This is a genomic window from Haloferax marinisediminis, from assembly GCF_009674585.1.
In the GTDB taxonomy this organism is placed as follows: domain Archaea; phylum Halobacteriota; class Halobacteria; order Halobacteriales; family Haloferacaceae; genus Haloferax; species Haloferax marinisediminis.
The window spans coordinates 2,172,703-2,186,571 of sequence record NZ_WKJP01000001.1 but is presented as its reverse complement, the minus strand read 5'-3'; the positions used below and the strand labels follow the sequence as shown (position 1 = coordinate 2,186,571).

The window sequence follows — 13,869 nt, the reverse complement described above, 5'->3', positions numbered from 1 at the left end:
GCCTCGTGCAAACGGGCGCAATGGGTAAGAGTGTCGCGTGGATAGAACTGTGCATGAGCACACCCACATCGACCAGCGCCCCCATCCACGTCGAGAGTTCGGACCACCTCGACGAACTCATCGCGGACAACGACATCGTCCTCGTCGACTACCACGCCGAGTGGTGTGGCCCCTGCAAGATGCTCGAGCCGACCGTCAAGGAGATTGCCGACGAGACGGCCGCCATCGTTGCGAAAGTCGACATCGACGAACTACAGGAACTCGCCCGTGACAAGCAGATTCGCAGCGTCCCGACGCTCCAGTTCTACGCGAACGGCGAGAAGGCCCACCAAGTCATCGGCGTCCAGAGCAAGGACGACCTCGTTGGCATCATCGAACAACTCGCCTGAGCAGTCTCGACACCCTTTCTCGGCCGCCTATTTTCAGTAGCGCCGCCCGTTTTTCAGCAGCGCCGTCTGTCGTTACGACACGATAGCCTTCGCTGCGTGCTGAAAGCAGGGTCGATAGCCGGGAAAAACGAGCGAAGAGTGAAAGAGAAGCATGGCTGACCACGGCGACGGCCGCGGAGTCACCGCTCAGAACGGCGCGTCCGAGACGTCGGGTTCAAATCCTGCGCCCGGTTCGTCGTCGTAGAAGCCACCGGTCGAGGCGTGGACCGCGTCGATCTCGTCGAACTCCATGACCATCCGCGACTTGAGCGCCTGAATCGTCATCGGCGAGATACCGCATCCAGAACACGCACCGGTGAGCGAAATCCACACTTCGCCCGTCTCCTTGTCGATGGCTTCGATGCCCGCGCTCCCGCCGTGCATCTGAATCTGTGGGAAGTTTCGGCGCATGAACAGTTCGAGGCGTTCTTCGAGTGACTTCTCCGAGGCTTGCGAACTCATACTGAGTCGTGGGGGTTGTGCGAGCATAACGGTTTCTTCGGTCCGTGAACCGGTCGATTTCGGCAGCCCACACTGGGGACAGTCGGTCGGCGAGGGCTTTTTACCACGGAGAGAGTATCGGAACCTATGATTTCACTCGACGAGGCAGTCACCGCCCGCCTGGAATCTCACGGCGCGCGCTTTGAGGTGCTCATCGACCCCGACGCAGCACTGGCTATCAAACGAGACGAGTTCGACGGAGACCTCGAAGATGTCATCGCCGCCGAGGACGTGTTCGAAGACGCCTCTCGTGGCGACCGCCCCGCCGAGACCGACCTCGAAAAGGTGTTCGGGACCACCGATCCGATGCAGATTATCCCCGAAGTCGTGAAGAAAGGGGAGATTCAGATTACGGCCGACCAGCGCCGTGAGATGCAAGAACAGAAGCGCAAGTCGCTCATCAACCGCATCGCCCGCAACGCGGTCAACCCGCAGATGAACGACTCGCCGCACCCGCCGGAGCGCATCGAGCGAGCGCTCGAAGAAGCAGGGTTCAAAATCGACCCGATGGAACCCGTCGAGTCGCAGGTCGACGACGCGCTCGAAGCGCTCCGACCGGTGTTACCCATCAAGTTCGCTGAAGTCACCATCGCCGTCCAACTCCCTGCCCAGTACGCCGGGAGCGGACAGGCACAGATCCGGAGCTACGGCGACCTCGAACGCGAGGAGTGGCAGAACGACGGCTCGTGGGTCGGCGTCATCACCTTCCCCGCAGGGATGCAGAACGACTTCTACGACAAAGTGAACAACATCACGAGCGGCACGGCAGAGACACGAATCGTCAAAGACGAAGACGACCTCTGAAGCCGCTCGGTCCGTCCTCGCTGTTCGACCGGCGGTCGACGACTATCCTTTCTTGAATCCGACGAGGAAGCCGCCGGAGAAGCCAGCAGAGATAGAGAGGGTCGATAGAACCGTCGATATCCAGTCCGGTGGCGCGCCCGTCGCCGCATCCTGTGTAACCTTCACCAGTCCGCCGCTGAGACGCTCCCAGTCGACTTCGAGGATGCCGCGCGATTCGAGGAACTTGAACACGGCGAGTTCGAGACCGACGATGACGGCGATGATTTTTGCCACCTTCTTGGCGGCGAAGCCGATGATACCGCCGATGACGGCCCCACTCCCGAATTCGAGTCCCAGTTGTTGGGGGTCGAGGCTTAGTTGTAAGGGGTCCATACGGCGAACATCCTGCGCGTTCGTATAAGTGATTTGTGGGGACAGTCTCGCACAGTGACACTGTTTGTCGTGCCACGTGCGAACCTGCAAGCGGGGCTTAAGTGTCTCGGGCGGGTAGTACATCGTGACACAGTGCAGGCAACGTACCACACAGTCGAGGTGCGGCGATGACGCGCGTCATCGTCGCGAAGCGTGTCGACCGCGGAGACGCCGAACTCACCGAGATAACGGACCTCGCCCGCGCGGCGGGGTACGAGGTCGTCGGACGCCTCTCGCAGACCCGCGAAGAGGATGCGGCCTACCACTTCGGTGAAGGGAAGGTCGGAGAGTTAGCGGCGCTTGTGGCCCGTGAAGACGTCCAGGCCGTCATCTTCGACAACCGACTGGGCCCGTACCAGACGTACAACATCGCCCAGAAGCTTCCTGAAAACGTCGAAGTCATCGACCGCTTCACGCTCATCCTCGAGATATTCGGACAGCGGGCGAACACCCGCAAAGCGCAGTTACAGGTCGAACTCGCCGGGTTGCGCTACGAACTCCCACGTGCCGAGGCGAAAGCGTCGCTGGCGAAACGCGACGAACGACCCGGGTTCATGGGTCTCGGCGAGTACGACGAGAGTCGCGAACGCGACATCAAAGCGCAGATTTCGCGCATCAAGAACGAACTCGACGCCATCGCGGACAAAGAAGAGACGCGGCGCGAACAGCGCCGTGAGTCTGGCTTCGACCTCGTGGCACTCGCGGGGTACACGAACGCCGGAAAGTCGACGTTGATGCAGCGACTCGCCGACGACTTAGAGGTCGGCCAGAACGACGACTTACATCCCGACCTCGACCCAACTGCCGAATCGCAGGACAAACTGTTCACGACCCTCGGGACGACGACCCGCCGGGCCGAGACAGGCAAACACGACGTGCTTCTCACCGACACTGTCGGGTTCGTCTCCGACCTGCCACACTGGCTGGTCGAGTCGTTCAAGTCGACGCTCGATTCCGTCTATCGGGCCGACCTCGTGCTCCTCGTGGTCGACGCCTCGGAACCCATCGAAGAGATGCGCGAGAAGCTCATCACGAGTCACGACACGCTCTACGAGCGCAACGAGGCACCCATCGTCACCGTGTTCAACAAGATGGACAAGGTGGACGCCGAGGAACTCGACGAAAAGCGCGCCGCGCTCTCGGCGCTCGCGCCGAACCCCGTCGCCGTCTCGGGACTCACCGGCGAGAACATCGCCGAGTTGACCGAGCGCGTCGAGGCCGAACTGCCCGCGTGGGAGCGTGAACGACTCTTGCTCCCGATGACCGACGACACGATGAGTCTCGTCTCGTGGCTCTACGACCACGCGCACGTCGAGACAGAAGAGTACGAAGGCGAGCAGGTCCACCTCGAATTCGAGGCGCGCCCCGAGATCATCGAGAAGGCGCGGTCGAAGGCGGCAGCGTTGTCGGTGACGGCTGACTAGACCTGAGCGCACCGACTCTGTCGATGGTCGTTTTCAGACACTCGACTCGTTGACACCGACGAGGTAGTTCGAAGAGACGACTACAGCGAGAGCGACGCGTCTCGTTCGAGGACACGGTAGCCCTGTGCGGAGAGAACGTCGTCGCGGTAGCGTTCGGTGACGAACCACTGTGGGAGCTGTCTGAGTTCGAATCTACGGTCTGATTCCCACTCGACGTCTACGTGTGTCTCGGCATCGCCCTCGCGTATCGAGAACGAATACGTTGCCCACGGTTGCCCTCCCGCCGTGACCGCCAGCGTGAGTTCGGTAGCGGGCTCGCTGTCGGCGGGTTCGCTCTTAGCCGGCTCGCTCTCAGGCGATTCGCGTGACTGTACCTCGGTCTCGACAGTCACCGACCGGAGTCCGAACAGATACGAGAGTTCGTACACTGCACCATCCGTTTCCGAGTGGATGCTGTCGGCGATACCCCACTGGAATGCCAGCGGCGGCGGGGTTTCACTCTCGAATTCGTCAACGACCGTTTCAGTCGCGGCACTGGATGCTAAGTGGGCGGTGCCACTGCTCTGGAAGAACGGAATTCGAAGCAGTGCGACGATGGCGACAGCGATGAGGAGTCCAACGAAGAGGGGGAAGAAGAACAGCGCCGCTGCGACGACACCGACAGCGAGGAGTGACACGACACCACTCAACGGGCGTTCGAGACGCTGATAGCGTCGTGCGACCGCTGCTGCGTCTGCTGGAGCGTCGACGGTGGGACCGGAATCGGGCATAGAGACAGTTCACGAGACCAACAACTTACACGTTCTGCTGGTGGGTCTGGACTGCGCCGGAAGTTCGACAGACTCGCCGGACTTACTCGACCGTCTCTTTCTCCTTCGTCAGGACTTCCACATCCGTAATCTTCGTTCTCGGATACTGGCCGTCGTCGTCTTTCTCGGCGGCTTTCACCATATCCCAGACGACGTTGAGGCCGGTCGTCACGCCCTCCAGTGCCTCCATCTCACACCCGGTCTTTCCGGTCGTCCCGACGGTGACAGAGAGCGTGACCGAGTCCTCTGCCACGTCGAACTCGGTGTCGACGTTCGTGATGGGAATCTGGTGGCACATCGGAATCGTCTCCCACGTGTGTTTGACCGCCTGAATCGCGCCGATGCGAGCAGTGGCAAGGACGTCGCCCTTCCCGATTTGGTCGTCGCGGATGGCGCGAATCGTCGACTCGCTCAGGTGAATCGTTCCGCGTGCGACGGCCCGCCGACGGGTGTCTGGTTTCGCCCCCACGTCGACCATCTGGACGTTTCCGTGTTCGTCGACGTGCGTCAGTTCTCGTTCGTCGCCGCTGTTCGACTCGTCTGGGTGTGTGTCATCGCTCATTCGTCATCACTCCGGAGGGCAGCAGGTAGTCGTTCGAGCAGGTCTGTGGCGACGAGTCCGCCGTCGAACTCGTCGGCGGCGAAGTCACCTGCGCGGCCGTTCGCGTACGCCGCGACCGCGGCCGCGTCGAGCGGGGGAAGGACGCTCGCGAGTGCGCCAGTCGCCCCAGCGAGCACGTCACCGGTTCCGCCGACGGTCATCCCGGGGTTGCCGGTTCGGTTGATTCGGACTTCGTCACCGTCAGAGACTACGTCGTAGGCACCTTTGACGAGGAGGACGTGACCGAGGTCTGCGGCGAACTCCTGAACGAGGTCTGCCCGCGTCTCCCAGTCTGCATCCGTCTCGCCGCCCATCTTCTGTAATTCTCCTTGGTGCGGCGTACAAATCAGCGTCGCCTCGGTGTCCACGTCGGGGACGACCTGCAAGGCGTCGGCGTCGACGACGGCGGTTCCGTCGTAGGCGTCGAGGAACTCACGAACCGCTGCGAGTGACTCGTCGGCGTCGCCGAGGCCGGGGCCGAAGACGACCACGTCGCGGTCGGCGGCGAAGTCGAGGAGGGCTGGGACGTGGTCGGGTTCGAGGTGGTCTCCCTCGAATCCACGAACGATGAGATTCTCCGAGTAGCCCTGAACCTCGCGAGCGACGTGTCCGGGGCAGGCGACACGGGCGAGGTCGGAACCGGCCCGGAGGGCGGCCTGTGCGGCTAATGCAGGCGCGCCGGTGTACGGGCCGCCGCCGATGACGAGTACGTCGCCGTGGTCGCCCTTGTGACTCTGGGGGTCGCGGCGGAGCGATAGGAGGTCACCCGGTCCAGTGAACAGTTCGGCGGCCGCCGGAATACCGATGTCTGCGACTGTGACGTCGCAGCCGAGCGACCCGAGGCCCGGTTTGTCGTCGTGGAAGGTGACGACGTGGTCCGCGTCGACGGCGACGCCTGCGGCCTCGCCCGTGTCGGCATCGACACCAGAGGGAACGTCGACGGCGAGGACTGTCGCCGACGAGTCGTTGAACGCCTTGGCGGCGGTCGCTTCGGGTTCTCGGAGTGCGCCGGTCACGCCGGTTCCAAGCATCGCGTCCACGACGAGGTCGGGGTCGCCGAGGTCGAACGTCGAGGAGTCGCTGACGGTTCGAAGGTCGGCCTCGCTGGCGACGAGTGCGTCCCAGTTCTCGCGGGCGATGTCGGTCGAGATAGTCTCTGGACGACCAAGCAAGTGGACGGTTACGTCGTACTCCTTCAGAAACCGGGCGGCGACGAGGGCGTCGCCCCCGTTGTTGCCCCGCCCGGCGACGATTGCGACCGACGACCCGGGGTCGGCGAGGTCACGGCAGACCCGAGCGACGGCGTTCCCACTCGACTCCATGAGTTGTTTCCGCGGGACGCCGAGCGACTCGGCGTTCACATCGACCGCGGCCATGCGTCGACTCGTAATCATGATGAGTCGTTCGCCCGGCCCCGCGTTAACATGTGTGGTCGGCGGTCACTTCCGCAACGTTTGACTCACGTCCGGGAAAACTGGTGGCAGTGACCCGTCGTCTCTTCGGAACTCTCTGCGGACTCGTCTTCCTCGTCAACTTCGGTCGCGTCGCGTTTCCGCCGCTCGTCGAGACGCTCCAACTGCAGTTCGGCGTCGGCCCGGCGACCATCGGCGTCGTCACGAGTCTGGTCTGGTTGGGAACGGCACTCCCTCGCATCCCAGTCGGCTACCTCCTCACGCGCATCCCGAGAGACCGCGTCGTCCTCGGGGCAGGAACCTTGCTCGTCGCTGCCGCGGCGTTCACCGCGAGTGCGACGTCGATTCTGACACTCCAAATCGGCGCGTTCGGCCTCGGCCTCGCGTCCGGTGCGTACTTCGTCTCGGCAGTTCCGCTCGTCGGCGAACTGTTCCCCGAACGCGTCGGCCGGATGGTCGGCATCCACGGCGCTGCGAGTCAGGTGGCGGCCGTCGTCGCCGCGCCAGTCGTCGTCGCAATCCTCGCATCGTTTTCGTGGCGTGAGACCTTCTGGGCGCTGTCGGTCGCTGCGGCCATCATCACCATCACGCTCTTCGTCGTCTCTCGGGACGGCAGTACAGAGACGGGAACCGGCGTCGACCGAGACTTCTCTGCCGCGCTCGGCCACTGGAAACTCATCCTCACAGGTATCCTCCTCATCGCCCCCGCCGGGTTCATCTGGCAAGGCCTGTTCAACTTCCTCGTCTCGTACATGACACAGGCGAAAGGGTTCAGTCCGGCAGTCGCGAGCACGATGCTCACGATTATCTTCGCGGCAGGTGTCCCGGCGTTCTCGGTGTCGGGGCGACTCGCCGACAAACTCCCGCACGTGCCCTACATCTTCGCGCTCCTCGTCGCGTTCACGGGGTCGCTGTTCGCCCTCACGTACGCGCAGGGGTTCGTCGTCGTGGCCGTCGTCGTCGCCATTCTGGGATACGTCGTCCACAGTTTGTTCCCCGCACTCGACACGTTCATGCTCTCGTCGCTCCCGGACGATGCTCGCGGGAGTGCCTACGCGGTGTTCAGTGGTGCGGCGCTCCTCTTGGAAGCCAACGGGAGCGGTGCTGTCGGCTTCCTAACAGAAGCCGACTTCGGATTCGAACTCGTGTTTCGGACGTTGTCAGTGAGTCTCCTCGTCGTCGTCGCGGTGCTCGCACTGCTCTACGCCGTTGACCGACTTCCTGGCCTCTCTCGCCACGAAGAGTCGGTAGTGTGATGGTCCCGAAACGGTTTACTTACTTCACCTGATTTTTCATATCATGTCAGGGTTGCTACCGTCCGAAGGAAACGTCGACGCCGGTGGTGAGGGGACCCCTCGCGTCCACTGGCTCGACGACGACGAGACGGAGCAACTCATCGGGTGCCTCTCGTGCGACACCGCTCGCGACATTCTCTCGTCGCTCCACGACTCCCCCGCGACGGCGAAAGAACTCTCGGAGACGGTCGATACCTCCATTCAGAACGCGCGACACCACCTCGGAAACCTCGTCGACGCCGACTTAGTCCGGATTGCGGGGACGCGATACTCCGAAAAAGGGCGCGAGATGAAGGTGTATGGCCCCACAGACGGGCCGCTCGTCGTCTGCGTCGGTGGGAACGAGGGGAACCGGGAAGACTTCGCTGACGCCATCTCGTCGTTCCTCGAGTGACTCTCGGGCGCGAACCCCCATCTCCTGCGAACGTTCAAGTACGAATCAGCGGCCACTCACCGACACCCCTATGGCCGTCGCAACTGGACCTGAGAGCGTGACCTGGCAGGAGGTGTTCGGCCACCCGGAGGCGTATCCGGAGCAGGCCGACGGAATCGAGACTGCGATAGCAACCGCCCGCGACGACGGATTCGCCGTCGTCGAAGGCGCGTGCGGGACTGGCAAGACGATGCTGGCGCTCACCGCCGGCATCGAACTCGTCCGCGACCCCGATTCCGACTACGAACGGGTGTTCGTGCTGACGAGCGTCAAACAGCAACTCCGGCAGTTCGAAGCCGACCTCCGAACCATCAACGAGAACCTCCCTGACGAGTGGAAACCCGTCTCCGGACTCACACTCGTCGGGAAAGCAGACGTCTGTCCGTACAGCAGAGAACGGTGCGGCGGCATCGACGAGTCGAGCGTGTACGACCGCTGTGAAGGCCTCCGCGACCGAACCCGTGGGCTCGTCGGCGACGGCGGGCGCACCAGTGCCGAGGCGTTGGCGAAAGACGCACGCGAGCAACAGACTGGCCTCCTCGACACCGGCGCGACGAATGCTGGCCCGTCGTACCTCGAAACCGCGGACGAACCGACGCCCTACCCGAAGTCGATGCCCGAGTACGAAGACGTGGAGTACTGCCCGTTCTACGCGAACTTCCTCGCCGACCTCCCGGAGGATGGCGACCCTATCGAAGCGGTCCCGTTCGAGTTCGACGACAAGGGACTCATCACCACGTCCGACCTCGTCTCGCTGGCCGCGGGGGCAGGGTCGTGTCCGCATTCGGTGATGGGCGCGCTCTTGCCACACGTCGAAGTCGTCGTCGGCAACTACTACCACGCGTTCGACCCCACGACAGTCGGCACGTTCACCGGCGCGCTCGTCGACGACTCGACGTTCGTCATCTGCGACGAAGCACACATGCTCGAACCTCGCGTCCGCGACCTCGTCTCCGTCGGCGTCGGCGACCGAACCCTCCGCGACGCAGAGAGCGAGTTCACGCGCGTCATCCAACCCGTCGAGTTCGACGACGCCGGAAAATCGACCGCCGATGCCGACCTCGTCCGCGGCGAGTTGAAAGAGGCAGACGTGACGCTCCGCGAACTCAAAGAGACGCGCGACTTCATCCGTGACCTCCGCGAGGAACTCGACCGACGTGTGACGGCCCACCTCGATACGGAGTACGTCGGGTGGCGCGCCGACATGACCGAACTCACCGACGAGGAGATTCCGCTGCGCGACCCAGAAGAACCGGCCGTCGACGAACTCACCGAGTGGGCGGAGGATACCGGATACGACGAGGGAACGTGGGTGCGCGCCGAAGCGACTGGGTCGGCCGTCGCCCACATTCTCGACTCGGTCGAAGAAGACGACAAGCGGCGGGCCGCACCCGCCGCCGGACGCGCGCTCGCGACGTGGGCCTACGCAGACCACGAGAAACACTTCCGCGCCATCGACCTCGAACGGACGTGGGACGAACTGGAACCGCCCGAGTCGTGGCGCCGTGCCTACAACGCCCGACTCTCGGTCCACAACTGCGTCCCCGGTGAGGCCATCGCCGAGCGACTGGGTGACTTCGGTGGTGGCGTCCTGATGAGTGCGACGCTCGAACCAATCGACGTGTTCCGGCGCGTGACCGGCCTCGACGCCCTCGCCGACGACGGACGACCAATTGCCGAACGGACCTTCGGTCTCGGCTTCCCCGAATCGAACCGCGCCAGTTTCGCCGTCGACGTGCCGAAGTTCACCCACAGTAACCGCGGGCCGCCCGGTGAAGAGAACGACACACGCCTCGCGTACACCGACGCCGTCGTCGAAGTCTGCCAACGCTCACCCGGAAACGTCCTCGTCGGGATGCCGAACTACGCGGAAGCCGAGTGGATGGCCAGCGCGCTCGAAGACCGAGTCGACAAACCGGTCCTCTTGGACGAAGCGTCCGACGACGGCGCGACGGAAGACCTCAAGCGGGATTTCTTCGGTGGGACGGGCAAAGTCCTCGTCACGAGTCTTCGGGGGACGCTCACCGAGGGTGTCGACTACAGCGGCGACAAACTCTCGGCCGCCGTCGTCTGCGGTGTCCCGCTCATCAACACGTCGTCGCCGCGGACGCGAGCGGTGAAGACAGCCTACGACAAGGAGTTTGGAGACGGATTCGAAACGGCGCTGACCGTCCCCGCCGTCCGGAAGGCGCGACAGGCCATCGGACGGGTCATCCGCGGCACCGACGAAGTCGGTGTTCGCGTCTTCGTGGACGCCCGATACGCGCGTGACTCGTGGAACGGCGTCCGCGGCTACTTCCCCGCACAAGAACGAGACGAATTCCGCCCTGTCAGCCCGGACATGCTCGGGTTCGGCCTCGACCAGTTCTGGTCGTCAGTCGAGTAAGCGCCCGTCTATCGTTCGTCGTCCCACCCGTCTCGGCACTCGTCGTCACAGAAGTGACGGTACTGGACCGCACCGTCGTCGTCCACCCACGTGACGACGCGGTGTGTCGGGACGTTCACGATTGGGTCGCCGCACGTCGCACAGGTTGGCGCGTCTTCGGGGTCTACGTTCTCTTCTAAGTCAGACGTGGGATCAACCATCGACCCACAGATGTCGTGTCAGGGCACTTCAAGCCGTCTCCGCCGGCAGAAGTCGCCCCGCGCGTGTTCGTGTGTGACTGCCCGTTTTCAGGCGAGCAAGCCACGATACTCGCTAAAAACTGCAGTCCTCAACACTGGCGCACGTCCGCTCACCATCGTCGGGAGTATGGTGGAATCTGTCGATATTGTCAAAGCTTACCACACTTAGTGAAGGTTATGTAAGCACCGTCTCCTCTGTATACGTGACGGCGAATGTCCGAAGTGCCCGCCTCTCAGGATTCGGTTGCAGGGACCACTGACCGCTCCGGTTCGGACTCGACCGGTGATTGCTTCCTCCATAGTGTCGTCGTAACGTATCGAGGGAGTGCCGACCAAGTCACCGTCTATCCCCGGCGCGACAGTTGCTGTGACCAGATGGAGGCGTGGTTGACCGCCAACGTCGATGCGTTCGTCTCTCTCGACGAGATGCGCTAATCGACAGACTCGACGGTCACCACTCGTCACCTCCCGTGCCCGCTCATCCGGCGAACTCTGCGTCGGAGAGTGTCTTTTGTACCGCTTCCTCGCCGACTGCTGCAGCCAGTGCTTCGAAGCCAGCGCGTTCGGCGCGGGAGCGCGCGTTCGCCACCAACCGCGAGACGATGAACTCGGGCGTGGACTTGCCGACGGTCCCGAACCGAGGTTGGTAGTCGACACGAAGTTCCAACTCGTCGGTCAGTCCCTCGGCGAAGATGCCGTCGATGCGCGCTTCCGACGGCAACGGACTCAGTTCGTCGGCGAGGTGGGTGACGTAGACGCCGAAGGCGTCTCTGTCGACGGTGAGATTCACCAGCCCGTTGAGCAGGTCTGCCGCCCGGCCGGGTTCGGTGATTGCCTCGAACTCGTCGACGAGCATGAGCGTTCGCCCCTCGTCTGAAAGCGGCGGAACGATGGATTTGAGCGTCGATTCGAGGACACCGGCGTTGAAACTCGCGTGCCGACGGTGGAACACGAGCGAGTCGAAGCGACCGACGAGTGCGGACTCTGCAGGGACCGGCAACCCCATCGACGCGAGGATGGCGACTTGCGAAAGCGTCTCCAAGAGTGTGGTCTTCCCACCACTGTTCGCCCCCGTGAGAACTGCGACGCGGTCACCCGATGGGGGAATCAGCCCCGACGAACACGAGAGGTCGTGGTCGCCGACGGCGTAGGAGACTGGTTGGGGGTCGTCCAGAAAGAGATTGCGTGCGCCACAGACCGAGAGGCCCGTCTCGGTGACGACCGGTTTCGCGAGGTCGTACTCGACTGCGAACCGCGCAAGTGAGAGCGACAGCGCCACTTCGTCGACTGCTTCGACGGCGATATCGACGTCGTCGCGGGCGGCCCAGATGCGGTCACGGAGTTCCTCTGCGACCGTCTCTTCTCGCGCTTCGACGTCCGTTTCGAGTTCGGTCACAAGCGACCGAAGCGACGTACTCACGAAGTCGGTCGCGTCACGAGCGTCGTCGGCGACGGCCGACTCGACTTCGCCGCGCGCGAGGTCGGTCTCGTGAGCGACGTACTCGACGAAGGCAGCACGGAAGTCGTCTAACGACCTGACGCCGCGCTCCTGGATGGTTTCGAGTACGTCGAACGCGCTGGATTCGAGTTCTTCGACCGTGGTCAGCCGGTCACGCATCCGGTCGAGTCGCTCGTCGGCACCGGGTGCGACTGACCCGTCGGGGTCGACGTATCCCAGTGCGCCGAGTGCGTCTCGGAGCGCGTCGGGGTCCGCTTCGTCGAGTGCGTCGAACGTCTCACCGCGGAGGCCGGCGTCTCGGAGTTCGAGTGCTGCCTTGACCGCGGCACGCTCGGTTTCTCCTTCTTCGTCGTACGTGTCGAAGGCCGACTCGACAGCGTTGCGGGCGTCGTCGGAGAGTGCGGACCACGCCTCACTAGCGGCGAGAACTCGTTCGAGTCGGTCACGACGTTCGTCCACGGTAGGGAGCGGCGTCAACACGCGGATGCGGTCGGCGGCGTGTTCTGTGAGCGCGCAGTCGCTCGCGAGCGTCAACAGGTCGTCGTACACGTCTCGCGCGTCGCGAGTGGCGAGCGTGTCGATACCGCTGTTCCCGTCGGCGCGTCGAAGGATGCGAACCGCGCGCCCGCGGGTCACGCCCGCTTCGACGAGCGCCCGGACGTCGGCCGACTCGATAGCGGCAACTGCGCCCTCCCTGCCGAGTGCGGATTCCAGCCGAGTCGACGTCTTCGGGCCGACCCCCCAGTAGTCTTCGAGTCGCATACCGGGGCGTCACACTGGTACGTCTTAGGTCCTCTCGTCGTCGGGTGCTCTCGCTCTCGAATCAGCAGACTGCAGAGAGAAGAGTAATCAGTGAGAACGGACGCGCTGGTCAGTTTCGGGTGTCTCGGTGTCCTCTGGGAGGCGAAGCAGGTGCTGCCCGGGGATGTCGCTCGTCTCGCGTCCGAGGTCACGGGCAGCACAGACGGCGAGTGCAGTCGAGAGCGTCCTGACAGCGACTTCGTGGTCGTCACGACAGGACCGAAGCGCCATCGGGCCGATTTCGAGACGGTGGTACGGTTCGAGGTCTTCGCGTGTGGCAGTCCCTCGATCGAGGAAGTCGCCGGCGATTTCGACGAGCAGTGTGTGTAGGTGAATGAGCTCGTTCTTTCTCATGTGTTGCACATATGTGCTTATCAGGCGTAAAGAGCGCGGTAAAGCATGTATTTAGTCTTGTATCTGAATGGGCTAGAAATGAATGTAATAGATATAAACATGAAAGAAACCATGGTAATTTGTACTTGACAGTCTGTCTAACGTGTGGTGTCGAACTCGTTTTGGACGACTCACTGGCCTCGAGCGAGTCACAGATTTCAGAGTACTCACTGCCTCCGGACAGTTCCGAAGAGAACACCAGTCGCTCAGTGGGCAGTTCTTCGAAGGGAGTTGGGGTTTGGGCAGGGACACGCCCCCAGGGCGGACAAAGGGGGGTCGGGTTCGACAATCCGCTGGAAGGGGGGCGTGCGGGCACGACGAGTGACCCGGGCAGGTCACTGTGGCCACCTAGATGAACGAATGCCTCGCTACTAATTCACGGCCCTACGTAGTTAGGGACTGCCCGACGGAACCGGGAAACGCACAAGTCGGTGGGCGAACGAGTCGGGAGTACATGCACCCACAGAGGCGCA

Annotated in this window: 15 protein-coding genes; 7 read left to right on the top strand and 8 right to left on the bottom strand. The window is 63.2% G+C overall.

Annotated features, from left to right (window positions below; genetic code table 11):
• The first annotated feature begins 53 nt into the window (after nt 1-53).
• Nucleotides 54-389, top strand: coding sequence for a thioredoxin (gene trxA, locus GJR98_RS11335; protein ID WP_151138525.1), 336 nt, complete (start codon nt 54-56; stop codon nt 387-389).
• A 186-nt stretch (nt 390-575) separates the two neighbouring features.
• Here the strand turns inward: trxA and GJR98_RS11330 are convergent, their stop codons facing one another.
• Nucleotides 576-890, bottom strand: a complete 315-nt coding sequence (locus GJR98_RS11330; RefSeq protein WP_151138523.1) for a NifU family protein — start codon at nt 888-890, stop codon at nt 576-578.
• A gap of 126 nt (nt 891-1,016) precedes the next feature.
• On the opposite strand from GJR98_RS11330, the gene GJR98_RS11325 reads away from it, so the two are divergent.
• Complete coding sequence (locus tag GJR98_RS11325; RefSeq protein WP_151138521.1) at nt 1,017-1,733, top strand: ribosome assembly factor SBDS; 717 nt, start codon at nt 1,017-1,019, stop codon at nt 1,731-1,733.
• A gap of 42 nt (nt 1,734-1,775) precedes the next feature.
• Here the strand turns inward: GJR98_RS11325 and GJR98_RS11320 are convergent, their stop codons facing one another.
• Nucleotides 1,776-2,105, bottom strand: a complete 330-nt coding sequence (locus GJR98_RS11320) for an FUN14 domain-containing protein (protein ID WP_151138519.1) — start codon at nt 2,103-2,105, stop codon at nt 1,776-1,778.
• Nucleotides 2,106-2,272: 167 nt separating this feature from the next.
• On the opposite strand from GJR98_RS11320, the gene hflX reads away from it, so the two are divergent.
• Nucleotides 2,273-3,568 carry a GTPase HflX gene (hflX, locus tag GJR98_RS11315; protein WP_151138517.1) on the top strand — a complete coding sequence of 432 codons (1,296 nt, stop codon included), beginning with the start codon at nt 2,273-2,275 and terminating at the stop codon, nt 3,566-3,568.
• Nucleotides 3,569-3,648: 80 nt separating this feature from the next.
• On the opposite strand, the gene GJR98_RS11310 is transcribed toward hflX, so the two are convergent.
• From GJR98_RS11310 to GJR98_RS11300, 3 genes are all read right to left on the bottom strand, one after another.
• A complete protein-coding gene (locus GJR98_RS11310; protein WP_151138515.1) occupies nt 3,649-4,338 on the bottom strand; it encodes a hypothetical protein in 690 nt (229 codons plus the stop codon).
• Between the two features lie 82 nt (nt 4,339-4,420).
• Nucleotides 4,421-4,939, bottom strand: coding sequence for a cyclic pyranopterin monophosphate synthase MoaC (gene moaC, locus GJR98_RS11305; RefSeq protein ID WP_151138513.1), 519 nt, complete (start codon nt 4,937-4,939; stop codon nt 4,421-4,423).
• A complete protein-coding gene (locus GJR98_RS11300) occupies nt 4,936-6,372 on the bottom strand; it encodes an NAD(P)H-hydrate dehydratase (RefSeq protein WP_151138511.1) in 1,437 nt (478 codons plus the stop codon). Before GJR98_RS11300 ends, moaC begins: the two co-directional genes overlap by 4 nt.
• Before the next feature lie 89 nt (nt 6,373-6,461).
• Between GJR98_RS11300 and GJR98_RS11295 the strand changes: the two genes are divergently transcribed.
• The 3 genes from GJR98_RS11295 to GJR98_RS11285 all read left to right on the top strand — a co-directional run bounded on the left by GJR98_RS11295 (nt 6,462) and on the right by GJR98_RS11285 (nt 10,504).
• A complete protein-coding gene (locus GJR98_RS11295; RefSeq protein WP_151138509.1) occupies nt 6,462-7,646 on the top strand; it encodes an MFS transporter in 1,185 nt (394 codons plus the stop codon).
• 43 nt (nt 7,647-7,689) lie between these two features.
• Nucleotides 7,690-8,079: an ArsR/SmtB family transcription factor gene (locus GJR98_RS11290; protein ID WP_151138507.1), complete on the top strand. Its 390-nt coding sequence runs from the start codon at nt 7,690-7,692 to the stop codon at nt 8,077-8,079.
• A gap of 70 nt (nt 8,080-8,149) precedes the next feature.
• The gene (locus tag GJR98_RS11285) at nt 8,150-10,504 is read left to right on the top strand and encodes an ATP-dependent DNA helicase (protein WP_151138505.1); all 2,355 of its coding nucleotides are present in this window, start codon (nt 8,150-8,152) and stop codon (nt 10,502-10,504) included.
• 8 nt (nt 10,505-10,512) lie between these two features.
• On the opposite strand, the gene GJR98_RS11280 is transcribed toward GJR98_RS11285, so the two are convergent.
• Nucleotides 10,513-10,704: a DUF7576 family protein gene (locus GJR98_RS11280; protein WP_151138503.1), complete on the bottom strand. Its 192-nt coding sequence runs from the start codon at nt 10,702-10,704 to the stop codon at nt 10,513-10,515.
• Between the two features lie 252 nt (nt 10,705-10,956).
• Between GJR98_RS11280 and GJR98_RS11275 the strand changes: the two genes are divergently transcribed.
• Nucleotides 10,957-11,178 carry a DUF7511 domain-containing protein gene (locus tag GJR98_RS11275; protein WP_151138501.1) on the top strand — a complete coding sequence of 74 codons (222 nt, stop codon included), beginning with the start codon at nt 10,957-10,959 and terminating at the stop codon, nt 11,176-11,178.
• 43 nt (nt 11,179-11,221) lie between these two features.
• Here GJR98_RS11275 and GJR98_RS11270 read toward each other — a convergent pair whose 3' ends face one another.
• Together GJR98_RS11270 and GJR98_RS11265 are read right to left on the bottom strand one after the other, a co-directional pair.
• A complete protein-coding gene (locus GJR98_RS11270; protein WP_151138499.1) occupies nt 11,222-12,964 on the bottom strand; it encodes a DNA mismatch repair protein in 1,743 nt (580 codons plus the stop codon).
• Between the two features lie 87 nt (nt 12,965-13,051).
• Nucleotides 13,052-13,357 (bottom strand): UPF0058 family protein, encoded by a 306-nt coding sequence (locus GJR98_RS11265; RefSeq protein ID WP_151138497.1) that lies wholly within the window; start codon nt 13,355-13,357, stop codon nt 13,052-13,054.
• Between the last annotated feature and the right edge of the window lie 512 nt (nt 13,358-13,869).